Source organism: Nonomuraea jiangxiensis (genome assembly GCF_900099965.1).
In the GTDB taxonomy this organism is placed as follows: Bacteria; Actinomycetota; Actinomycetes; order Streptosporangiales; family Streptosporangiaceae; genus Nonomuraea; species Nonomuraea jiangxiensis.
On the sequence record NZ_FNDJ01000023.1, the window covers coordinates 102,750 to 125,505 of the forward strand.

A 22,756-nucleotide genomic window follows, 5' to 3' on the forward strand; every position below is an offset into this window, starting at 1 on the left:
GGATGGCGATGCCCGGGGCGAGGGGGAGGCCGGAGACCTCGTAGAAGACGGTCCAGGACGGGGCACTTGCGGCGATGTCGGCCAGGATCTCGCGCAGCCGGGGTTCGGCGGCCAGCGGGGGGCCGGCAGGAAGCGCGACGTAGAGGGGGTCGGTCCAGACGGGAATCAGCTTCAGGCCGGGGGCCGTGGTGAGGGCGCGGATCAGTCGGCGTCCAGTTGCCCTTCGCGTACGGCGGTGAGCCGTTCGGCCGGGGGGAGCCGCTTCGGCCGGACGCGCAGTCGGGGCGCGACAGCGACCAGCGCTGCCAGGCTGCGGTAGAGGCGCTGGCCGGGGCCGTGAATCGTGCCGAGTCGTAGGGCGCCGTCGGTGCCTGCGACAATGTCGGCGGCCACCTGGCGGGTGCGTTCGGCCGCCCGGGCGAAGCCGCCTTCCTCGGCCACGTCGAGGAAGTACCGCAGTTGCCGGAGCTCCATTCGTCCTTCCGGGATTTATCACGATTGATGATTTCTCCCTGCGACAACTGCTTCTGGTTCGGCGGATGTTCCCGCGCTGGAATGGGTCCTGATCGTTCCTGGAAGGAGTTGCCATGTCAGAGGCCATGGTCGTGTCAGACGGGGCCGCGGAGGTGGTGGAGCTGTCGCCTGGCAGCGCGTTCCGGCTACTGGCCGATGCCGGCGGGACAGAGGGCCCACTCGGCGCCAACCGGCTCACGTTGAGCGCGGGGCCGACGGCGCCAGGCCGCACTGTCACACGCTGTGTTCGACTACTTCAGGCTGCTCGGGCGGATCGCACAAGGCTTGGACGCGCCGGAAAGCCTGCTGCCGGAGCAGGACCGCTTTGACGTGCATTTCGTGGACGGCGGCACACGGTGGTCGAGCATGCGGGCGGGCGTGTCATGACCGCCGGCACCCTGGCCCCGGACTCCCCGCCCCACCCTGACGACATCATGCTTCAACCTCGAATAGCCTTCGTGGCGGGTCGGAAGGGGTGCGCTGATGTGGGAAGCGATCGAGCTGCACGAGATCAGGACGTTTCTGACGTTGGCGGAGGAGTTGCATTTCGGGCGGACCGCCGAGCGGCTGCACCTGACCCAGTCACGCGTCAGCCAGGTCATCCGCGAGCTCGAACGACGTCTGGGCGGCACGCTCTTCGAGCGCAGCAGCCGCCGGGTGATGCTGGCCCCTCTCGGCGAGAAGCTGCTGCAGCGCATCCGTCCGCACTACGAGGGCCTGCACGCCGCGCTGGCGGAGGTCGCTGAGGCTGCGGGAGGCGTCACGGGGCGGGTCCGCGTCGGCCTGGCGACGCTGATGGCCGGAGGTGACCGGCTGGCGGAGATCGCCCGGACCTTCGAGAGGCGTCATCCAGGGTGCCGGGTGCAACTGGTCGACATCGGGCACGACCGTCCGCTGCTCGGGCGGCTCGACGACGACATCCACCTGCTGGCCATCCGCCTGCCGATCACCCAGCCCGGATACACGGTCGGCCCGGTGCTGACCGAGGAGCCGCGCGTCGTCATGGTGGCCCGCAATCATCGGTTGGCGACCCGCGAGGCCGTGACCTTCGAGGACCTGGCGGGCGAGACCGTCGTCAGCATCCCGAACGCGCCCGAGGAGATCATCGCCGAGCTCTATCCGGCGCGCACGCCGAGCGGCCGGCCGATTCACCGAGGACCGCGACTGATGTCGATGCCCGAGATCCTGGCGCATGTCGCGCTCGGGGAGATCGTGCATCCGACCGTGATGTCCACGGAGAGGTACTACCGCCACCCGGACGTGGTCACCGTGCCGATGCCCACCGAAAGGTTGTCGCGCAGTGGGCTGGTCTGGCGCACCGGCAGGCTCGGGCCTGCCGCGCAGGCCTTCGTCGCCGTGGTTGAGGAACTGCTCGCCAGGACCGACGACGGTCCCGGGTCGTCCTGACCCAGGTGAGTCGCCCTCCGATCGATGAGCCGTACGACTGGCTGCTATGAGGAATCGCCGGTTGATCGACATCCGGCTGTCCCCCCACCATTGGCAGAGCCGGTCCATTGCCGACCGGACCGATAAAAGTGGGGATCTGACGCTCGGTGCGCCGGCACCGCCGAACGCTTGGGCAATCTCCGTTCGGAACGCACTTCTCACTACCGCACTTATGAACCAAGAGGAGCGATCAGATGAGCCAGTCGACCCAGCAGTTGGGCGTCGGCCACGTTGCCACAGTCCGGGAGTTCTTCCGGCTGCTGTCTGTCAAGGACGTGACGGGGTGGGGCACCCTGTGGCACGCGGACGCGGTGATCACGGTGCCTTACCCGCCGGAGGGATTCGCCTCGGCCATCCGTGGCAAGGAGGACATCGTCAACGGCTTCCACCACCTGATGGGCAACTTCGAGACCTTCAACGCCCAAATCACCGGCATCTATCCCGCGGCCGACTCCGACGCCGTCTGTGTCGAATACCGCAACGTCGCCACCCTGATCGGCGGAACGGAATACACCAACGACAATATCGCCGTTTTCCGTTTCACCGATGGCCTGATCAGCGAATACCACGACTACTTCGATCCTCGCCGCTTCCAGGTCGTCGTGGACGCCCTGCCGAAGGCCTGACGGCAAAACGCGAAACCGATCTGCCGTGGCGGGACGACCCGCTCGCCACAAGTAGCCATATCTACTGGCGGTGGCGACCCTTCTGCACGGAGGTCGTGTCGACGTCGGCGGGGTTGCCGCCTGAGCTGATCGGCCGAAGCTCTGGAAGCGGGAGACCACGTTCGTCGACGAGGACGGAGTGGGTCTCGTCGGGGGCGAAAGCATGGCGTTCGCCCCACTGGCGCAGGGCCACGATGACGGTGAACAGGTCGCGCCCGGCAGGGGTGAGTGTGTAGAGCTGCCGCCTGCCCGATGGCGCGGTCCGCCGGTCGAGCACGCCGCGCTCGACCAGCCGGCGGAGCCGGTCGGTGAGGATGTTGCGGGCGATGCCGGTGCGCTGCTGGAAGTCGGTGAACGCGCTCGCGCCGTCCATGGCGTCGCGGACGATGAGCAGGCTCCAACGGTCACCGATCAGGTCGAGGGTCCGCGCCACCGGGCAGGTCTGGTCGGTCCAGGTCACGTCCTCGGCATTGATCGCGGTCTGAGGCATCACGGCTCCCGAAGAGTTGCTGTTTGAAACCATTCTTCCGTACTCTCGAATCAGTTGCAATGTGCTACTGATTGAGGGGGAGCGAGTGGGCCTGACCATTGGCCGAAGGACCTTGTTCGCCGCGACCTGCGCGGTCGCCGTCGCGAGCATCTACGCCGCGCAGCCGGTGCTCGCCCAGATCGGAAGCGATCTGGGCGTGCCGGAGGCTCACCTGGGATGGGTCGTCGCCGCCGGGCAGCTCGGCTATCTGGCGGGACTGGCCGTTCTCGTCCCGCTGGGCGACATGATCGATCGGCGCAGGCTCATGGCGGGGCACCTTCTGCTGACCGCGGCCGGTGCGGCGCTGGCCGCGACAGCCACTCGGACCTGGGTGCTGCTTGCCGGGCTGGTGGTCGCGGGCCTGTTCGCGGTCGTCGTGCAGACGACGGTCGCCTACGCCGCCGCCCTGTCCACGCCCGAGGAACGCGGCCGCAACCTCGGCGTGGTGACCTCCGGCGTCGTCATCGGCATTCTCGGAGCACGGGTCGCGGCCGGCGCGCTGGCCGCGGTGTGGGGCTGGCGCAGCGTGTACGTCGCGCTCGCCGTGCTCCTGGTGACGTTGGCGTTCCTCGTCCTGAGAACCCTGCCGCCGGACACGCGCGCCGACCACGCCACGTATCGACAGGTGCTGACATCGCTGGGCGGACTGTTCCGCGAGCGCCTGTTCATCTCGCGCGGGCTGATCGCGTTCTTCCTGTTCGCCTCCTTCGGCACGCTGTGGAGCGGCCTGGCGCTACCGCTCGCGGCGGCCCCGTGGCATCTGAGCACGGCGCAGATCGGCCTGTTCGGCCTTGCCGGCCTGGCCGGCGCTCTCGGCGCCGCCCGGGCGGGACTCTCGGCCGACACCGGACGCGCGAGCGCCGTGACCGGCGGAGCGCTCGTCCTCCTCGCCGCCTCATGGCTGGCCATCGGGCAAGCGTCGTGGTCGCTGTGGCTCGTCGTCATCGGCGTGGTCGTGCTCGACTTCGCCGTCCAAGCCGTGCACGTGAGCAATCAGCACCTGCTCACGATGACCCACCCGCACCGCACCAGCAGCGTCATCGGCGGCTACATGATCTTCTACTCCCTCGGCTCCGCCCTCGGCGCCACCACCACGACCACCGTGTTCGCCGGCGCCGAATGGACCGGCTCCAGCATCCTGGGCGCTGCCTTCGCGGCCTGCGCGCTCGCCGTCTGGGCATCCAGCCGCCGCGTGGCGACCGGCCCGCACCTGCCCCTGAAGGACCCGCAGCGAGCAAGCCGGCCATGACCCCCGGACTCCATGCCGGCGGGCACCGGCCTGGGCCCGCGTCGACGCCTGCCGGCGCTGTGCCGCTCTGGTGGAGTCCGGCGACTACGCGGCTCTGGGCGAGGTGATGAGCGGTGTCGCTGGGGCAATCGGGCCTTCTTCAGGCCTTGAAGCCGGCCAGCAGACCGTCCAGCGCCGACTTGATGCGGTCGGCGGTCACCTCGCCGGCGCGGAGACGGTGGGCCAGCAGGGGAGCGGCCAGCGGGGCCAGGAGGGCGTCCGCCAGGCAGAAGGCGTCGGCGTCCGGGTCGACCTGGGCGATGAGCATCGTCAGGTGGCTGTGGTAGAGATCGTACGCGGCGCCGAACCGGGCCAGCGGGGTCGCCGTCTCGGCCATGACCAGCAGGTCGAGCTGGGCCGTGGTGCGGTCGACCAAGGCATGCAGGAAGGCCCGGATCCGGGTGAGGCCGGGCGCGCCGGGGCCCAGCGGTGGCGGCCCTTCGATGAACGCCGCCTGGAACTCCCGCTCGCGCTCGTCGATCAGCGCGTACGCGAGCCCTGACCGGTCGCCGAAGCGGCGGTAGAGCGTGCCCACTCCGACGCCGGCCGCGGTGGCCACGTCCGCCATCGCGAGGGCTTCGACGCCGCGGGCCGCGACGATCTCGCCGGCCGCGGTGAGGATCTTGGCGCGGTTGCGGGCGGCGTCCGCCCTTTCGCGCTTCGCGCCCATTGACCACCTCCTTCGGGCCGGACGTCAGCCTAACGGAACTCGGTTCGCTTCTCCCTCAGGCGTCCTGGCCACGGGCGCGGCCCCACCATGGCCCAGCCGACGCCTTGACATCCGGAACGGATTCCGCTTCGATTAAGCGGAATTGATTCCGATTAATCGCCGGACGGAGAACACGCATGGCACGCAGAGTCGCCCTCGTCACCGGAGGCAGCCGGGGGATCGGAGCCGCGATCGCCAGACGACTGGCGAGCGACGGCATGGACGTGGGGATCACCTACGAGCACGCCGTTCACCGCGCCGCCGAGACCGTCGCGGCCGTCAAAGCCGTGGGCGCGCGAGGGACGGCGGTCGCCGCTCCGGCAACCGACCCGGCCGCGCTGGCCGGCGCCGTGGACCACGTCGTGGCCACATTCGGACGGCTGGACGTCCTGGTGAACAACGCGGGCATCGCCGTCTACGGCCCCCTGGAGGCCGTGACGCTGGAGGACCTCGACCGGGCGCTCGCCGTACACGTACGCGCGTGCTTCGTGCTCGCCCAGGCCGCAGTCCGGCACATGGGAGAGGGCGGCAGGGTGATCAACATCGGCAGCAGCCTGGCCGAGCGCGTCCCCTACCCGGGCTGGACCTTGTACGCGATGAGCAAATCGGCGCTGAGCGGCCTCACCAAGGGCCTCGCCCGCGACCTCGGCCCACGGGGCATCACGGCCAACCTCGTTCACCCCGGCTCGACCGACACCGAAATGAACCCCGCCGACGGGCCGGACGCCGAAGAGGAGCGCCAGTACACGGCCCTGAACCGGTACTGCACTCCTGACGACATCGCCGCCACGGTGGCACACCTCGCCGGAGACGGAGGCCGCAACATCACCGGCGCGGCCATCGCCGTCGACGCCGGCACGACCGCGTAACCGCGATGGCCTGGCTGCTGCTCATCGGAGCCGCCCTGCTGGAGATCGTCTGGGCCACGGCCCTGGAGCGCTCCGACGGCTTCACCCGGCCGTGGCCGTCGGTCCTCGGCGTGACCGCCGCGGCGCTGAGCTTCGTCCTGCTCTCGTTCGCCCTGCGCCAGTTGCCGATGGGCACCGCCTACGCGGTGTGGGTCGGGATCGGCGCGGTCGGCGTGGCCGCCGTCGGCATCCTCGTCCTGGGCGAAAGCGTCGCACCGCTCCGGCTGGCATGTCTGGGTCTGATCCTCGCCGGAGTCATCGGGCTGCGGCTCCTGACCGAGTAAGGCGCGACCGGCGCCGCGCCCGTCGCATCGACTCGCCAACCGGTAAGGCGGGGTCGTCGTCGTGTGGCCCGGCAGCGAGCAGATCGCCGGAGACCGGGTGACCCCATCGACCGTTAGGATCGTCCGCGTGGACCTGGACGACATCGCCGCCCGGCTCGGGGTATCCGTCGAGGACGTCGAGCGCGTGCACCGGCTCGCCGGCGACCGGCCGTCGGCTCCGCTGCCGGCCAAGGCCGACGCGCCCGCCATCCTCGACCGGCTCGCGGTGCGGCCGGACGACGCCGACGAGATCATGGCGGGCTGGCCCGACCCGGACTCTCCCCTGTGGACTCCGGAGCTGCGCTGGCTGCTCGACCGCTCGATCGCCCTGGTCCGTGCCGATCTCGGGGGCTATGGCTGGCTGTCGCCCGGTCCGGAGCTGCCGCGCGAGCGGGGCCCAGCCTGGCGGCATCTCTACGTGTACACGTACCTGGCCCTGGTCGACGTCGTCACGGGATACCACCGCGACCACGGCATCGCCGACGCCGTGACGTGGTCGACCCTCGCGGACCTGGGCCGCAACCTCGCGATCGACCGGCGGATGCGCCGCGAGGGCTGGCCGGTCATGCAGAGCTGGCTGACGCTGCACGCGCGCGGCGGCATCTACGAGCTGGGCCGGCTGCAGCACCACCGCGGCGGCACCGCCATCAACCTGCACATCCCCGAGTCGGGGCCGATGACCCCGGAGGCGGTCGAGGCGTCGCTCGACGAGGCCCGCGCGTTCTTCCCGCATCACTTTCCCGACGAGTGCTACACAACGTTCACCTGCGGCTCGTGGCTCCTCGACCCGCAACTGCTGGAATACCTGCCCGAGGACTCCAACATCGTCCGGTTCCAGCGCAGGTTCGAGCTGGAGCCCTACGAGGAGCCGGAAGGGGTGGACGCCGACGTCGAGGTGCTGCGGTTCGTGTTCCGCACCCTGACCACGCCGCTCGACCAGCTGCCGCGCCGTACCGCGCTCCAGCGCGCGATCATCGACCACCTGAAGGCCGGCCGCCACTGGCAGGTCCGCCGCGGCAGCTTCCCGATCTAGCCAGGGCTCCTCGCCGGTCCGGCCGATGCCGGCGGGTCAGCGGACCAGCCGGAAGAACGTGCGGATGTCGGTGACCAGCAGGTCCGGTGCCTCCATCGCGGCGAAGTGGCCGCCCCGGTCGAACTCCGACCAGTGGAGTACGTTGTGCTCGCGCTCGGCGATGCGGCGGATCGCGGCGTCGCCCGGGAAGACCGCCACCCCGGTGGGAACCTCGGACTTCTCGACGGGCTGACCCCAGTCGGCCGCGCCCTCCTTGTAGAGGCGGGCGGACGACCCCGCGGTGCCGGTGAGCCAGTAGATGGTGACGTCGGTGAGCATCTGGTCGCGGTCCACGGCCTCTTCGGGGAGGTCGTGGGCGGGGTCGGTCCACTCCTTGAACTTCTCCACGATCCAGGCCAGCTGGCCGGCGGGGGAGTCATGCAGGCCGAAGGCGAGCGTCTGCGGGCGGGTCGACTGGATCATGGCGTAACCCGAGCTGTCCTGGTCGGTGTAGAGGGCCAGCCGGGCCTGCTCCGCCTCCGTGAGGCCCTCCAGTTCGTCAGGCTGGAAGGTCGGGAAGCCCAGGGCGCCGTTGACGTGCACGCCGATGACCTTGTCCGGTGCGACACGGCCGAGTTCGGGGGAGACCACTGCGCCGGTGTCGCCTCCCTGGGCGCCGTACCGGTCGTAGCCGAGGCGGCTCATCAGCTCGGCCCAGGCGCGGGCCACCCGGCGCGGGCTCCAGCCGGTCTCGCGGGTGGGGCCGGAGAACCCGAAGCCGGGCAGGGAGGGCGCCACCACATGGAAGGCGTCGGCCGGGTCGCCGCCGTGGGCGCCGGGGTCGGTGAGCGGGCCGATGATCTTCATGAACTCGGCGATCGAACCGGGCCAGCCGTGCGTGAGGATCAGCGGGATCGCGTCCGGCTCGGGGGAGCGGACGTGCAGGAAGTGGATGTTCTGGCCGTCGATCTCGGTGGTGAACTGCGGGTACTCGTTGAGCGCCGTCTCGTGCTTGCGCCAGTCGTACGCCGTCTGCCAGTACTCCGCCAGTTCCTTCGCATATGAGGAGGGGACGCCGTACGACCAGCCGGTGCCGGGCAGCTCGTCCGGCCAGCGGGTGCGGGCCAGACGGTCGCGGAGGTCGTCCAGGTCGGCCTGCGGGATGTCGATGCGGAACGGGTTGATTTTCGTCATGCCCACGACGTTAGGGGCCGGTTAGGTCGAGTTCGGTCCTAGGTTGCGGGCAACATGGGGAGCATGCTGGAGACCTCGGCTCGACTGCTCAGATTGTTGTCCCTCCTGCAGACCCATCGGGACTGGTCCGGCGCGGAGCTGGCGGAGCGGCTCGGTGTCACGATGCGAACCGTACGGCGGGATGTGGACCGGCTACGGGAACTGGGCTATCCCGTGCACGCCACGGCCGGCACGCCGGGTTACCGGCTCGGCGCCGGGTCCGACCTGCCTCCGCTGCTGCTCGATGACGACGAGGCGGTCGCGGTCGCGGTGGGGCTGAGGACGGCCGCCGGCGGCACGGTCGCCGGAATCGAGGAGACGTCCGTACGGGCGCTCGCGAAGCTCGAACGGGTGCTGCCCTCGCGGCTGCGGCACCGCGTTCACGCGCTGCAGTCGATGACCGTGCCCATGACAGGGGCCGCGGTGCCGGTGGACCCCGAGGTGTTGACCGCCATCGCCGCGGCCTGCCGAGATCACGAGGGGCTGCGGTTCGACTACCGGTCGCACGAGGGTCAGGAGAGCCGCCGTTCAGCCGAGCCGCATCGGCTCGTGCATTCGGGGCGCCGCTGGTATCTCGTGGGCTGGGACATCGACAAGGAGGACTGGCGGACGTATCGGGTCGACCGGCTACGTCTGAGGACGCCGAACGGGCCGCGTTTCGTCCCCCGGGACCCGCCCGACGAGGACCTCGCCGCCTACATGTCCCGGGCTCTCTCCAGTGCTCCATACCGCTATCAGGCGCGCTTCACCATGCATGCCCCGGCGGAGGTCGTGGCCGGGCACATGCCGCCGACGACGGGAACGGTGGAGCCCGTCGACGCGGAGACCTGCGTCCTCCAGTGCGGCGCGAACAACCTCGACGAGATCGTCGTGTGGATCGCTCTGATGGACATCGGATTCGAGGTGCACGACCCGCCGGAGCTGGTCGAGCGGATCGGGGTCATGGCCGACCGCCTTCGAGCGGCATCGGGAACCGTGGGCGACGTCGGCCGCCCGCCCGGCTGAGAGGTCGGCGGGCGTCGCCGATGCGGCTCCAGGGCGGTCACGTCGGTTATGGCCGCCTGCCTGGCCGCCCTTCGAAAACCCTTTCCAACCTCCTCCACGGCAACCGACGGCTGTCTACCGGCCCTTCCGCCATTGACAGCGCCACCGGATTCTTCTACGTTTCGAAAACCTTTTAGGTTGTTTCGGACGCCATGTCGCGACATATCGGAGGGAGAAGCAGTGAAGCGGCCGGGACACTCGTGTGCCCGCGTTCCCACGCATTTGTTAGCGCTCACATTCAACTTGGCCCCTCCCGCGCCAGGACGGCCCCAGCGCCGCCGGCCGGTTGACCAGACCCCCTTGCCACCAGGAGGCGTAAATGATCTTTAAGCGGTTAAGAAGGGCACCCACGTGGGCAGCCCTCACCGCGCTCGTGGCGGGAGGGGTGATCGGCATGCCGTCCACCGCTCATGCCGACGGCCCGGTCCTTCCGGGCAACGAAGGCGACGTGGGTGTCTACACCGACGGGCAGCACCACGTCATGGAGATCGGCGATCCGGCCTACACCAACGTCCCCGAGGTGGCCGAGCGGCTGAAGCCCGGCGTTCCGTACACGGCGTCGAGCATGCACCAGTCGATCTTCGACAAGGACCTCGCCGCCGGGGGCACGGACTACTACCTCGACCGCGTCCTGGGCGTCCGCGGCCCGCTCGGCGCGGCGGTGCTGATGACCAGGGGCCGCTCCCTGTACATGCGCGGCGCCAGCAACAACAACTTCACCGTCATGGGCTTCGCCGGCAACACCTTCGTCGGCGGGCCGAACAACCTCGGCAACCTCTACACCGTCACCGTGCCCGGTCAGACGGTCGCCGAGGTCAACGCCGACCGGTTCAACGCGCCCAGCCACGCCAAGGGCCGGTACACGATCGGGACCACCGGGGTCACCGCCGATCTGACCAAGTTCATCACGTACGACAACGTCGCCGTCACCGCCATCGACTTCACCAACCCGGGCGACTCGGCGGCGACGTTCACCGTCCGCGCCGCCTCGCCGCTGGCGACGCGGGCCGGGGACGGCGAAGCCGAGCTGACCGGCACCCGCACGATCACCAGTGGCTCCAACAACGGCCTGGTCGACACCGCATGGAACACGATCAGCGTCGACCTCACCGGCACCGGCTTCACCCGGAACGGCGCCAACCTCGACCGCGAGGTCACCGTGCCCGCCGGCGGCACGGTCTCGCTCTCCGTCGTCGGCGCGGTCTCCTCGCCGACACTGCCCAAGACCGTCGAGAGCTACGAGCAGTATGCCGCGCTGTCACCGGGTCAGGCCGTACGCACCGGCATCACCGAGTTCAACCGCCGCTGGGCCAAGGACGTGCCCTACATTGACGTCCCCGACCCCGCCCTGGAGAAGGCCATCGTCTACCGCTGGTGGGGCGAGCGCTACAACAGCCTGGACGCCAACGCACCCGGCTACGTGTACCAGTATCCGACGACGATCGAGGGGGTGAACCTCTACCAGAACGCCGTCGCGCTGACCCAGCCGATGCACCTGCAGGACACCAAGTGGCTGCGCACGCCCTATCTGCCGTACGGGCAGATCCTCAACATCGGCGAGCTCTCCGGCTCCTCGGCCTTCCTCGACAGCCCTGGTCACACGAGCTGGAACAACCACTACTCGCAGTACCTCGGCACCGCCGGGCTCGAAGCCTACAACGTGCACGGCGGCGGCGAGGAGATCGCGCGCAAGTTCGCCCACTACTTCGAGGGCGACGGCGTCGGGCAGCTTGAGCACTATGACGGCAACGACGACAAGCTCATCGCCTACGACGCCAACTACATGCCGGGCAACGACGCCGACGCGATCTCCTTCGGCTTCCCGAAGGCCAACGCGAGCGCGCCCGGGGCGCGGACCATCGAACGTCCCGAGTCGGCGTACGTGTGGGGCGCGTTCGACGCCGCCCGGCAGCTCTACCAGATCTCCGGCGCGGACCAGGCCAAGGTCGACCAGCTCGCGGCCGGCGCCGAGGAGATCCGCGAAGCGGTACTCGACCGGCTGTGGAGCCCCGACACGCGGATGTTCCTGGCCGGCACGTCGCACGGAGCCACCAGCGCGGCGAGCTCCAACGGCCGGCCCAACCCGCTGCCCGAGTCGGCCCGCTCGCTGATCCCGGCGAAGGAGTCGAACCTCTACGACGTCTACGCCCAGAACATCATCCCGTTCGACCAGTGGCAGAAGTACGTCGACGGGTATCGCTTCCTGATCTACGGCGACAACTTCCCGATCTTCCCGTTCTACACGGCCAACCAGTACGACCGGTCGGCCTACGGGGTCGGCGGCTCCAACAACTTCTCCAACATCAACTTCACCGTGCAGTACCGCGGCGTCCGTGCGGCGCTGCGCCACTACGACCCGGAGCAGAAGTACATCACCCCGGCGTACGCCAAGCGGCTGCTGGACTGGATGGCCTGGAGCATCTACCCGGGCGGGGACGTGCGCGCGCCGAACCAGGCCGAGTACTACTCCAACTGGAACCCGACCGCGAAGACCTACAACCGCAACAACCCCAACCACGTGATGCTCGGCAACATGAACTACATCTTCGTCGAGGACATGGCGGGCCTGCAGCCCCGGTCCGACGACAAGATCGAGTTGTGGCCGATCAAGCTCGGCTACGACCACTTCATGGTCAACAACCTGCGCTACCACGGGCAGGACGTCACGATCGTCTGGGACCCCGACGGCAGCGAGTACGGCCTGGGCGCGGGCTACAGCCTGTTCCTCAACGGCGAGAAGAAGGTCACTACCGACAAGCTCGGCAAGCTCACCTACGACCCGAAGACCAGCCAGGCCGACGCCGAGGACGGCCTCACCGTCACCTTCACCGCGCCGACCGGAACCGACTTCCCGAGCGCGGTGAACACCTCGATCCAGGACGACCGAGTCGTCGACTACCTCAAGACGGCCGGCATCGACCTCACCGAGGACGGACGGAACCTGGCGGCGGGCGCCGAGCTCAGCTCGTCGTTCACCCAGCAGGGCGCGCGGCCGACGCCGTGGCGGCAGTTCCACACGCCCGGCTGGAGCAGCAGCACGATGAACCACACGCCCGGCGCGATCAAGGAGCCCGAGCGGCCCGTGGCGCTGACCGCCGTGACCGACGGCGTCACCGCCAACGAACCGTTCTGGGGCAACTACGGCACGACCGACAAGAACGGCTACGTCGAGCTCGACCTGGGGTCGGCCAAGTCCTTCGACAACGTGAAGGTGTACTTCGTCAGCGACCGTCAGGCCGCCGGCTACCGTGAGCCCGCACGCTGGTGGATCCAGGTGCCCGACGGCGAGGGGGGCTGGAAGGAGGTACCGGGGCAGTTCAAGAACCCGACCGTCCCGGCGGCGAAGTTCAACGAGGCGCTCTTCCGGACCGTGACGTCGGACAAGCTGCGCGTCGCGTTCACGAACAACCCGGGCCTGTTCACGGCGATCTCCGAGATCCAGGTGTTCGACTCGGGACGCGACGTGCCGGAGGTCACCAACCAGGCGCCCATCGTCACCGCCGCGCGCGACGGCTCGGCGGACGGCAACCTGTCCACCAAGCTGACCGCCACGGCCGGCGATGACGGCATCCCCTACGACGAGGAGCTGACGTTCGGCTGGGAGACCGTCTCGGCGCCGCAGGGAGCGGGCGTCATCTTCGCCGACCCGAAGGCGCTGTCGACCCGGGTGACAGGCACGGTCGCCGGCGACTACACCTTCCGGTTCTTCGCCGACGACGGCGAGCGGCGGTCCACGGCGACCGTGACGGTGACGCTCACCGAGCGCGAGGTCACCGCGGAGTTCGGCGCGTCGGCGACGATCACCACCAGCGGCACCGCCTCGTGGGAGAACCACCAGCGGGTCAACGAGGCCACGACCCCGGCCAACTCCAATCCGGGCGCCGGGAACGGCTGGGGCAACTGGGGCCAGCCGCGCAACGGCACCAGCCCCGCGCAGGAGGCGTGGATCCAGTACCAGTGGACCTCGCCGGTGCGGCTGTCGTCGACCGACGTGTACTGGTACGACGACAACGGCGGCACCCGCCGGCCCACGGGCACGACCTACGCCATCGAGGCCTCCGATGACGGCACCTCGTGGACCCCGGTCACCCTCGTCAACGGGTCGGCGTACGCCGACGGCCTGGCCGTCAACGCCTACAACCACTTCGATTTCGAGCCGATCACGACCAGCCGGTTGCGCATCCGGATCTGGGGCCTCATGAGCGGCGGCGCGGGCACGGGCGTGCTGCGCTGGCGCGCCAACGGCGAGACCGTCGACTCGGTGCGCTCACCGGTGCTCATGCGAACCCCCGTGGGAGAGGTGCCCACCCTGCCGAGCAAGCTCGACGGGATCTACGCCGGCGGCGCTCGCGGCACCGTCGGGTTCACCTGGCAGGAGATCACGCCGGAGATGGTCGCCGAGACCAACGTCGAACCGTTCGTGGTCTACGGCACGAACGACGCCTACGGCCTGATCGCCGAGGCCCGCGTCTACGTACGGCCCGAGGTGTCCCAGGGCGGCATCTCGATCCAGGGCGCCGAGACGTTCCAGCAGACGGTCGAGGTGGGGGAGCTGCCCTACCTGCCCGACAAGGTGGAGGTGTCCTACAACGACGGCTCCAGGGACAACCAGGCCATCGGGGTCGACTGGCAGTTCGACGAGGACCTCGTCAACACGCCCGGTCGCCACACCGTCGTCGGCGACCTGATCCTGCCCGACTACGTCAGCGAGGCCGGCACCACCAAGACCACGCTGACCCTCACCGTGGGCGACCCCTCGGAGACGTGGGACGTCGAGGTCCAGGCGCGCACGCAGTGCACCGGCGCGAAGGCCTACGTCGCGGTCAACGCCCGCAACGCCGACGACGTGCCGCTCACCATCGAGCTGATCACGCCGTACGGGTCGCGGACGGTGTCGGGCGTCGCCCCCGGAAAGTCCGCCTACCAGGCGTTCAACACCCGCGCCAAGACGGTGCAGGCCGGGACCGCGACGGTGAAGGCCACCGGAACCGTCGCGGGGCAGCCGGTGACCGCGCAGTTCGATGCGCCGTTCGGCGATCTCAGCTGCCGCTAGCCCTTCGTGGTTGCGGTGCCGGACCGGCGCCGCAACCACCCGCACACGTAAGGACCTCACCACCGTGAACACCCTCATTCGGCGCGGCGCCGCGCCCCGCCGACGGTTACGCAGGGCAGCCGCCGCCGTGGCGGCCGCCGGGCTCCTCGTCGGCGGCCTGGCCGGGACCGCCGCACCGGCCTCCGCTTCCGACTCCTACACGTTCACCAACACCCGCAATCCCATCCTCGGCGACGGCGGCTACTACTCGGCCGACCCGGCGCCGGTCGTCGTGCCGGCCGGCGCCCCCGGCAACGAGAGCGGCCGCGACGAGCTCTACCTCTACACCGGCCGCGACGAGGCCGGACCGTCCACGAACGACTTCGTCATGAACCAGTGGGGCGCCTTCAGGACCACGGACGTCGCATCCGGCCAGTGGACCCACTACCCGTCGCTCATGCGCCCCGAACAGGTCTTCTCCTGGGCGACGCCGGGACGCGCGTACGCGAGCCAGGTGATCCAGGGCGTGGACGGGCGTTACTACTGGTACGTCTCGGTCAGCGAGCGGAACAGCACCGCGCCGGACCGGTTCGCCATCGGGGTGGCCGTCTCGCAGACGCCGACCGGACCGTGGGCCGACCACGTGGGCGGGCCGTTGATCTCCCAGCGAGTGCCCACGCCGAACACCATCCAGAACATCGACCCGACCATCCTCATCGACGGCCAGGCCCCCGACCAGCGGGTGTACCTCTACTGGGGCACGTTCGGCCAGGCCCGGATGCTGGAGCTCCGGCAGGACATGAAGACCCCGGTCGGCACCCAGCGCTCCGTCACCGGCCTGACCGGCTTCTTCGAGGCACCCTGGATCTTCAAGCGGAACGGCACCTACTACCTGGCCTACGCAGGGAACAACGCCGGCCCGACCTCGCCGTGCACCCCGGCGAACTACCACGCCTGCATCGCCTACGCGACGGCCTCGTCGCCCGAGGGGCCGTGGACCTACCGGGGCACCGTGCTCCGCCCGGTCTCCTCAACGACGAGCCACCCCGGAATCCTGGAGTTCGACGGCAAGTGGTATCTCGCCTACCACACCGCCGACGCCGTGGGCGGTGGCCACTTCCGCCGTTCGGTGGCGATCGACCCGGTCGAGTGGGACGACACGCAGACGCCGCCGCGGATGAAGCTCGTCACGCCGACGCCCATCAAGGGACGCGACCTCACGCCCCGGCCGAACATCGCCCAGGAGGCCAAGGTCACCGTCTCCAACGAGCCGGTGCCCACGCAGTACTGGGTGAAGGCGCTCAACGACGAGATCGTCCGGTCGAACCCGCTGCCACCGGACATGTGGGGGACCTGGACCGGCAACAACCCGCCGCAGCAGTGGGCCCAGTACACGTGGGACCAGCCGGTGCGCATCTCCGGTTCGCAGATCGACTTCTGGAACGACCAGCCGCAGGGCAGCGGTGTCGGCGTCGCCGCCCCCGCCCGCTGGCGCATCCAGTACTGGGACCTCGGCGCCGGGCAGTGGGCCGACGTGCCGGATCCGAGCGGCTATCCGACGAGCACGCAGGGGTTCCAGAGCACCACGTTCGACCCGGTCACCACCACGCAGGTCCGCGCGCTGTTCGACGCGTCGACCAACGGCAGCACGTACTCGGCGGTGGCGGTCGAGGAGTGGAAGATCCTCGCCGACCAGCCGGAGTCCGTCACGCCGCCGGCGATCACGGTCGAGGTGGGCGAGCGGGAGGTGCCCGGCGCGGTCGAGGCGTCGTTCGGCGGCGAGAGGCTCCAGGTGCCGGTCTTCTGGGACCCGGTGCGGGCGGAGGACGTCGCGGAGCCCGGCACGTTCACGCTGCGGGGGACCGTGCTCGGCTACGCCGCCGGCCGCGTCTCCGCGCAGGTCAAGGTGGTCTCGCCGGGTGACACCGAAGGGGACCGGACCCCGCCGGCGGTCACGCTCACGCCCAGCGGCAGCGCGGGCGGCGGCGGCTGGTACCGCTCCGCGGTGCGGGTGCGCGTCGCCGGCGCCGACGACCGCGGCGGCCGCGTGACGATCGCGTCCACGGTGGACGACGGCCAGCCGGTCATCGCGAGGGACGTACGGTACACCGACGTCAACGTCTCGGGGGACGGCCGCCACACCGTCACGGCGACTGCGGCCGACCGCGCCGGCAACGTCTCGGCGCCCGCGGACCTCGCCGTGCGCATCGACGCCACGGCACCGGTCAGCACCGCCAATGTGGACAGCGCCACCCGCGCGGTCACCATAGCCGCGAGCGACGCGACCTCCGGGGTCGCCCGGATCGAGTACACCATCGGCACGGGCGGGTGGACGACCTACACCGGCGCCATCGCGGCGCCCGACGCGGACCGGCACACCGTGTCGTTCCGCGCGCTCGACACGGCGGGAAACCTGGAGACCGCCAGGACGGTCACCATTCCGGCGGACCTGTCCGGGCCGCTCACCGGCAACATCGGGCCCATCGCCACCCCGTCCGCCTCCTACACGGCGGGCTGGAACAGCCTCACCGCGCTGAACGACGGCGCCGACCCGGCGAACCCGAGCCAGGCCCAGATCTGGGGCACCTGGTCCGGCACCCGCCCGGCGACCCAGTGGGTCCAGTACGAGTGGGCCCGCCCGGTGCGGATCATCGGGACGGAGCTGAAGTTCTGGCGCGACTCGGAAGGCGGCACCGGGGAAGGCGTCGCCGCCCCCGACGGGTGGGTGCTGCAGTACTGGGACGAGGCCGGCTCGGCCTGGCGCGACGTGACCGGCGCAACCGGCTACGGCACGAGCACGACCGCGTTCAACACCGTCACCTTCGACCCGGTCACCACGCCCCGGGTGCGGGCCGTGGTCCAGGCCAACGGCAACGGCACCACCTATTCCGCGGTCGCGATCACGGAATGGCGGGTCGTCGCCGACGACCCCGGCGTGGTGCCCGTCACGGTCACCGCCCAGGCCCGCTGCCTGGCGGGCAAGGCGTATGTCGCCGTGCGGGCGCGCAACGACCACGAGGCGCCGGTGACCCTCGCCCTGGAGACCGCGTACGGCGAGCGGTCCTTCCCGAACATCGCGCCCGGGGCCAACGCCTACCAGTCGTTCGCCACCCGCGCGGCCTCGGTCACGGCCGGCTCGGTGACCGTCCGCGCCACCGGGACCCTGGACGGCAAGGAGGTGACCACCGTCCACACGGCCGAACACTCCGGAGCTTCCTGCACCGCATGATCTCCCGCATTTCCCCCCAACCACGAAGGACAACGGAGCATCGCATGAGCACATATCGCACCTGGCTGGCCGCGACGGGCGCCGTCCTGACCGCGACCATGGCGCTGCAGTCGCCGGCCCTGGCCGATCCCGAACCCGGCGACAGCGCCGACGTGCGGGTGACGGTCGACATCGAGGAGATCCGGGAACCGGGCGTGCTCGCCCTGTCGATCGCCGACGGCTCCGTCGCGCTGGCCGAGGAGGGCTCCACCCTGGAGGTCCGCCAGTTCGTCGGCACATTACCGACGGTGACGGTCACCGACACCCGTACGGGTGAGGAGGTGCCGGAGGGCGCCGCGTGGGCCGTGCTGGGCAACGCGACCGAGTTCGCCGGCGACGCCGGTCAGGCGCCGATCAGCGCCGGCCACCTCGGCTGGCAGCCGCGCCTGCTCGACGGCGGCGAGAGCGGCCTGGTCTCCGAAGGCGAGGAGGTGGTGACCGTCCTGGACGAGCCGACCCAGCCGGGCAACAACGTCGGTCTCGTGGACCAGGAGCTGCTGGTGTCCACGTTCGACTCCGGGACCGTCGCCGGTGGCTCGTTCTCCGTCAACGCCGACCTGTTTCTGCGGTCGCCGGCGGACGTCGCCGCCGGCTCGTACACCTCGACGTTGACCTTGTCCCTGTTCGAATAACGCGCGGGTGGGGGGCCGCGGCCCCCCACCTCGAAGGACCTCTATGTCGAAGGACCTCGCCATGCTCCGAACCCTGCCGCGGCCGCTCGCCGTACTGGCCGCCGTGCTGGTCACCCTGCTCGTCACCGTGCTCGTCACCGTGCCTGTCCCGGCCGCCGGCGCCGTGGCGGAACCGGCCAAGCCGACGCTCACCTGGTCGGTGCAGCCGGCCGACCAGCAGGGCCCGGACGGCCGGCGGCGGATCGAGCTCACGCTCGACCCGGGTCAGGTGGTGACCGAGCACCTGGCCGTACGCAACTTCAGCGACGGCACCGCCGTCTTCGCCCTGAAGGCGGCCGACGGTTACCTCACCGACAAGGGACGCTTCAACATGCTGCCGTCCGACCGCGCGTCGGCGGACGGCGGCACCTGGATCCAGGTACAGGAACAGGTCACCGTCGGGGCCAACGAGACGAAGGTGGTGCCGTTCACCATCACCGTGCCCCGCGACGCCACGCCGGGAGACCACCCGGCCGGCATCGCGGCGACGGTCACCAGCACTCAGGGCACGGTCGCCGTGGAGGGCCGGGTCGGGTTCCGGGTCATGATGCGGGCCACCGGCACGGTCAGGGCGGCCGTGGCGGTGGACGACCTCACCGCCACGTACGAGCACTCCTGGAACCCCTTCTCAGCCGGCACCATCCGGGTCACGTACACCGCGAAGAGCGCCGGCAACGTCGCGGTGACGGGTGCCGCCCGGGTGACCGTCGCAGAGCTGTTCGGCCTGGCCGAACACCATGCCAGGGCCGACGTCCAGGAGATGTTCCCGGGCGGCAGCCGGGAGGTCGGAGCCCGCGTCGAGGGAGTCTGGGCGTTGGGGCCGCTCCGCACGAGCGTCGACGTGACCCCCGCCACCCGCGACGGCGCCGCGGCCCGGCCCGTCTCGGCCACCGTGACGGTGTGGACCCTGCCCTGGCCGCAGCTCGCCCTCGCGGCCATCCTCGCAGCCCTCGTCCTCGCCGTCCGGGCCATCATCCGGCGACGCACGAAACGGCTCGCGGACCTGCTCGCCCGCGCCAGGGAAGAAGGACGGGCAGAGGCCAAAACCGGTGGTCACCCGGGCGGAACCATCGCCGGCGAACGACCCGCGAACGCCTGACCCCGCCACCGAGCCGCTCGGAGGCGTTTTTCCGCGATCCGCACCCGATGTACGCCCGGCTTAGGGACGAGGCGCCCGATCGACGTGGGCGCCACCGTGCCGGGCGCGCCGCCCGTGCCTGAGGGGTCGATGGGAGAGGAGCCCGGGCTGGGGCGGTGTGGTCGAAGCACGGGTGAGGACGTGATCAACGTTCCCTATTGCATAGGAAGCTTTCCTATTTAATACTTCCATCAACGCAGCGTGTTACAGGTACGCCATGCTCCATCGTGCTCCTGCTGCGCGCTTACGCCCTGCCCACACTCGGCGTCCTACTTCCCGGAGGTCCTCGTGACCCGTCGCGTCCCTGCCCTCCTCACCGCCATGCTCGCCTGTCTCGGCGCGCTGTCCGTCTCCGCCGCACCAGCGCAGGCGGCAGTGGTGGAGGTGACCTACAGCCCGCTCTCGCTCGGCGATTACTGCTCCGCCAAGGTCAACTCCTCCTCCGCCATCGGCTTCTACAACGGGAGCCTGAGTTGCTACCGCTGGAGCACCGGCGGCTCCGGCATGACCTACACCGGTAGCGGAAGCGCCTCCGCCGCGTGCGCGTACTTCCATCCCACCTACCTCTACCTCGGCCATGCCCAGGGCGCCAGTCAGGCACTCATCTGCAGGTACTCGGTCTGAACAACGCCGGCGCCGCCCCTTCCAGAGGCGGCGCCGCGCCGAGGTCGGGACCCTGACGAAAGTAAGGGCACGAGCTGGCCTTTCGGGCATGTCGGGTATAGCGGCACTCTTCCTACAGTCCTCCCATGCACCGAACCCGCCGCACCGTCGCGCTCGCCCTCCTCACCCTGGCACCGACCGCCCTTGTGTCCCCCGCGACGGCCACCTCCACCCCCTCTCCTCCTGCCGCCGCATCGTTTCGCACCACCCCCGGCTCCACCTCCACCTCGGAGTTTGCGATCCCTCACCCCACCGGACAGTACGAGGTCGGCCGCGACACCCTGCATCTCGTCGACGGCAAGCGCCGCGACCCGTGGACGCCAAAAGCCCGCGCACGCGAGCTGATGGTGTCGATGTACTACCCGGCCCGCGCAAGCGGGAGGACCGCACCGTACATGACCCTCGACGAGGCCCGTCTCCTCCTCGAAGGACAGGGGCTCGACACCACCGTCAGGGCTGAACAACTCGCCGGAGTCCGTACGAACGCACACATCGGCGCCCGCCCCGTCAGCGGCAAGTATCCCCTCGTGGTGCTCTCCCCAGGGTTCAGCCTCAACCGCGCCACCCTGACCACGCTCGCCGAAGACCTCGCATCGAGGGGCAACGTCGTCGCACTCGTGGATCACGCCTACGAATCGTTCGGCACCACCTTCCCGGGCGGCCGTACCCTGACCTGCCTCGCGTGCGAGGCGGTGGAGCGGGCGCCATCCGACGATGCCTCGAAGAGACTGCTGGTCAAGGCCGCCACCAACCGGGCAGCCGACCTCTCCTTCGTCATCGACCAGCTGACCCACCGTGCCAGTCGCGCACCCGCCTGGAAGCGCCGGCAGATGATCGACGCGCGCAGGATCGGCGCCGCCGGCCACTCACTGGGCGGCAACGCCGCAGCGAGCGTCATGGCCACCGACCACCGCGTGCGCGCCGGGGTGAACCTGGACGGTACCTTCTTCGCCCCCGTCCCCACCTCCGGCCTCGGCAAGCGACCGTTCCTCATGCTCGGCACCAAGGCCCAGCACTCACCCGACTCCACCGACACAAGCTGGCTCCAAGCATGGCGACGCCTGGACGGCTGGAAGCGCTGGCTGACCGTGGCCGACTCCGGCCACTTCACCTTCATCGACCTCCCCATCCTGGGTGGACAGGCCGGGATCGTCGACCCCACCGCACCGCTACCGGGAAAGCGCTCAGGCGAGATCACCACGGCATACGTAGGCGCCTTCTTCACCCAGCACCTCCACGGCGAACCCCAGCCACTCCTGAACGGCCCGACCCCCACGAATCCCGAAGTCGCCTTCCAGAACCCCTGAGCCCGCGTCGAGACACCGACGGGTGCCGGGCAGCCGATCTCAGCCAGACGCTCCATCGCAGGTGAAAGCGTTGCGTGGGTGTGGAAAAGTACATGGTTTCCTCGACCGGAACTCCGGCAAGATCTTCGCGGGCTCCGCTCAGGCGCCGCCATCCGGCAGGGGTGACGTCGCCGACGTGGAGCTCGAAGTGACTTTGTCCGAGATTCCCACTGGCTGCACGGCACGCTGATCCAGCACCCGCCGGAACGACGGAATGGGAAGAACCTGGAGAGCGAACCTATGTGCAGGAAGTCAGATCAGGGATGCCCGGCGCGGGATGCCGCGGTACATGACCCACGGGAAGATCGGCCGACGGCTGACAGAGTGGCGGGCACTTCTCGCCGGGCCGCCATAGTGGGCGCGGGAGGTGTGGGCCTGATGACCGTCTTGGCCGCCTGCGCCGGGCACGACCGCCACATGGGCGCCGGCATGGCCGCTCCGCCGCGGTTGACGGTGGTCTCGATCTTCTCGAGCTTCCTGATCTTGACCTCAAGCTTCTTCTTCATGACCTCTCCTCGCTCTCGTGTCCGAGACCGGCCGCAGGGAGGCTCCCCGAGCGACCAGCGAAAGGACGGATGACCGACAGGCAACTGACTCGCCCTGTCGTTCGAGGTGAAGGTTGCCGTAAGCGTAAGTGACAGGACAAGCGCGAAGTTCTGCATCGACCTTTAAGCGGAGCTACATGCTTGACGCGAGCACATCGTCTACGGTGCCGACCTGCCCACCACACTCCAGATCGGCTCTGGTCACACGAAACCCCCGAGCATGACAGCCCTGTTCATCGGCACCACAGGCCGTGGTTACAGCAAGGAGTACAAAGTAGGGCAGTATGCCCTGAATGGCTTATCGGATCGTTGTCCCCTTTATCGCCTTGCTCATGATCTCGGCCTGCGCAGGGCCGCCGCAGACCGCGCCTTCAGCCACCTCCGTGCCGTCTCCCTCCAGTTCGCAGACCGCCGCCTCGACCA

General features: G+C 69.8%; 19 protein-coding genes. 14 read left to right on the top strand and 5 right to left on the bottom strand.

Annotated features, from left to right (window positions below; translation table 11 throughout):
* Positions 1 to 201: 201 nt before the first annotated feature.
* Entirely contained in the window at positions 202 to 474 is a 273-nt protein-coding gene (locus tag BLS95_RS57185) for a hypothetical protein (RefSeq protein WP_218136205.1), read from the bottom strand.
* A gap of 282 nt (positions 475 to 756) precedes the next feature.
* Here BLS95_RS57185 and BLS95_RS57190 point away from each other — a divergent pair, with 282 nt between their 5' ends.
* The 3 genes from BLS95_RS57190 (at position 757) to BLS95_RS39070 (ending at position 2,585) form a co-directional block, all read left to right on the top strand.
* The gene (locus BLS95_RS57190; protein WP_218136206.1) at positions 757 to 900 is read left to right on the top strand and encodes a hypothetical protein; all 144 of its coding nucleotides are present in this window, start codon (positions 757 to 759) and stop codon (positions 898 to 900) included.
* Between the two features lie 96 nt (positions 901 to 996).
* The gene (locus BLS95_RS39065) at positions 997 to 1,920 is read left to right on the top strand and encodes a LysR family transcriptional regulator (RefSeq protein ID WP_090943743.1); all 924 of its coding nucleotides are present in this window, start codon (positions 997 to 999) and stop codon (positions 1,918 to 1,920) included.
* A gap of 233 nt (positions 1,921 to 2,153) precedes the next feature.
* Positions 2,154 to 2,585, top strand: coding sequence for a nuclear transport factor 2 family protein (locus BLS95_RS39070; RefSeq protein WP_090943746.1), 432 nt, complete (start codon positions 2,154 to 2,156; stop codon positions 2,583 to 2,585).
* Positions 2,586 to 2,646: 61 nt separating this feature from the next.
* Here the strand turns inward: BLS95_RS39070 and BLS95_RS39075 are convergent, their stop codons facing one another.
* A complete protein-coding gene (locus tag BLS95_RS39075; protein ID WP_090943749.1) occupies positions 2,647 to 3,114 on the bottom strand; it encodes a winged helix-turn-helix transcriptional regulator in 468 nt (155 codons plus the stop codon).
* 85 nt (positions 3,115 to 3,199) lie between these two features.
* On the opposite strand from BLS95_RS39075, the gene BLS95_RS39080 reads away from it, so the two are divergent.
* Positions 3,200 to 4,402 carry an MFS transporter gene (locus BLS95_RS39080; protein ID WP_090943752.1) on the top strand — a complete coding sequence of 401 codons (1,203 nt, stop codon included), beginning with the start codon at positions 3,200 to 3,202 and terminating at the stop codon, positions 4,400 to 4,402.
* 139 nt (positions 4,403 to 4,541) lie between these two features.
* On the opposite strand, the gene BLS95_RS39085 is transcribed toward BLS95_RS39080, so the two are convergent.
* On the bottom strand, positions 4,542 to 5,111 hold the full coding sequence (locus tag BLS95_RS39085) for a TetR/AcrR family transcriptional regulator (RefSeq protein ID WP_090943755.1): 570 nt from the start codon (positions 5,109 to 5,111) through the stop codon (positions 4,542 to 4,544).
* A gap of 176 nt (positions 5,112 to 5,287) precedes the next feature.
* On the opposite strand from BLS95_RS39085, the gene BLS95_RS39090 reads away from it, so the two are divergent.
* From BLS95_RS39090 to BLS95_RS39100, 3 genes are all read left to right on the top strand, one after another.
* Positions 5,288 to 6,019 carry an SDR family NAD(P)-dependent oxidoreductase gene (locus tag BLS95_RS39090; RefSeq protein WP_090943757.1) on the top strand — a complete coding sequence of 244 codons (732 nt, stop codon included), beginning with the start codon at positions 5,288 to 5,290 and terminating at the stop codon, positions 6,017 to 6,019.
* Positions 6,020 to 6,024: 5 nt separating this feature from the next.
* Complete coding sequence (locus tag BLS95_RS39095) at positions 6,025 to 6,342, top strand: DMT family transporter (RefSeq protein WP_090943759.1); 318 nt, start codon at positions 6,025 to 6,027, stop codon at positions 6,340 to 6,342.
* Positions 6,343 to 6,469: 127 nt separating this feature from the next.
* A complete protein-coding gene (locus tag BLS95_RS39100) occupies positions 6,470 to 7,414 on the top strand; it encodes an acyltransferase domain-containing protein (protein WP_090943762.1) in 945 nt (314 codons plus the stop codon).
* A 36-nt stretch (positions 7,415 to 7,450) separates the two neighbouring features.
* Here the strand turns inward: BLS95_RS39100 and BLS95_RS39105 are convergent, their stop codons facing one another.
* Complete coding sequence (locus BLS95_RS39105) at positions 7,451 to 8,587, bottom strand: epoxide hydrolase family protein (RefSeq protein ID WP_090943765.1); 1,137 nt, start codon at positions 8,585 to 8,587, stop codon at positions 7,451 to 7,453.
* A gap of 63 nt (positions 8,588 to 8,650) precedes the next feature.
* On the opposite strand from BLS95_RS39105, the gene BLS95_RS39110 reads away from it, so the two are divergent.
* The 7 genes from BLS95_RS39110 (at position 8,651) to BLS95_RS39140 (ending at position 21,749) form a co-directional block, all read left to right on the top strand.
* Positions 8,651 to 9,631: a helix-turn-helix transcriptional regulator gene (locus BLS95_RS39110; protein WP_090943768.1), complete on the top strand. Its 981-nt coding sequence runs from the start codon at positions 8,651 to 8,653 to the stop codon at positions 9,629 to 9,631.
* Positions 9,632 to 9,989: 358 nt separating this feature from the next.
* Positions 9,990 to 14,723, top strand: coding sequence for a discoidin domain-containing protein (locus BLS95_RS39115; RefSeq protein WP_218136207.1), 4,734 nt, complete (start codon positions 9,990 to 9,992; stop codon positions 14,721 to 14,723).
* Positions 14,724 to 14,787: 64 nt separating this feature from the next.
* Positions 14,788 to 17,931, top strand: a complete 3,144-nt coding sequence (locus BLS95_RS39120; RefSeq protein WP_218136208.1) for a family 43 glycosylhydrolase — start codon at positions 14,788 to 14,790, stop codon at positions 17,929 to 17,931.
* Positions 17,932 to 17,975: 44 nt separating this feature from the next.
* Entirely contained in the window at positions 17,976 to 18,602 is a 627-nt protein-coding gene (locus tag BLS95_RS39125) for a hypothetical protein (protein ID WP_090943774.1), read from the top strand.
* A gap of 61 nt (positions 18,603 to 18,663) precedes the next feature.
* The gene (locus BLS95_RS39130) at positions 18,664 to 19,740 is read left to right on the top strand and encodes a WxL protein peptidoglycan domain-containing protein (RefSeq protein ID WP_090943937.1); all 1,077 of its coding nucleotides are present in this window, start codon (positions 18,664 to 18,666) and stop codon (positions 19,738 to 19,740) included.
* A gap of 327 nt (positions 19,741 to 20,067) precedes the next feature.
* Positions 20,068 to 20,403 (top strand): hypothetical protein, encoded by a 336-nt coding sequence (locus BLS95_RS39135; RefSeq protein WP_090943777.1) that lies wholly within the window; start codon positions 20,068 to 20,070, stop codon positions 20,401 to 20,403.
* A 125-nt stretch (positions 20,404 to 20,528) separates the two neighbouring features.
* On the top strand, positions 20,529 to 21,749 hold the full coding sequence (locus BLS95_RS39140; protein ID WP_090943780.1) for an alpha/beta hydrolase family protein: 1,221 nt from the start codon (positions 20,529 to 20,531) through the stop codon (positions 21,747 to 21,749).
* Positions 21,750 to 22,045: 296 nt separating this feature from the next.
* Here the strand turns inward: BLS95_RS39140 and BLS95_RS54750 are convergent, their stop codons facing one another.
* Positions 22,046 to 22,294 (bottom strand): hypothetical protein, encoded by a 249-nt coding sequence (locus BLS95_RS54750; RefSeq protein WP_143044044.1) that lies wholly within the window; start codon positions 22,292 to 22,294, stop codon positions 22,046 to 22,048.
* Between the last annotated feature and the right edge of the window lie 462 nt (positions 22,295 to 22,756).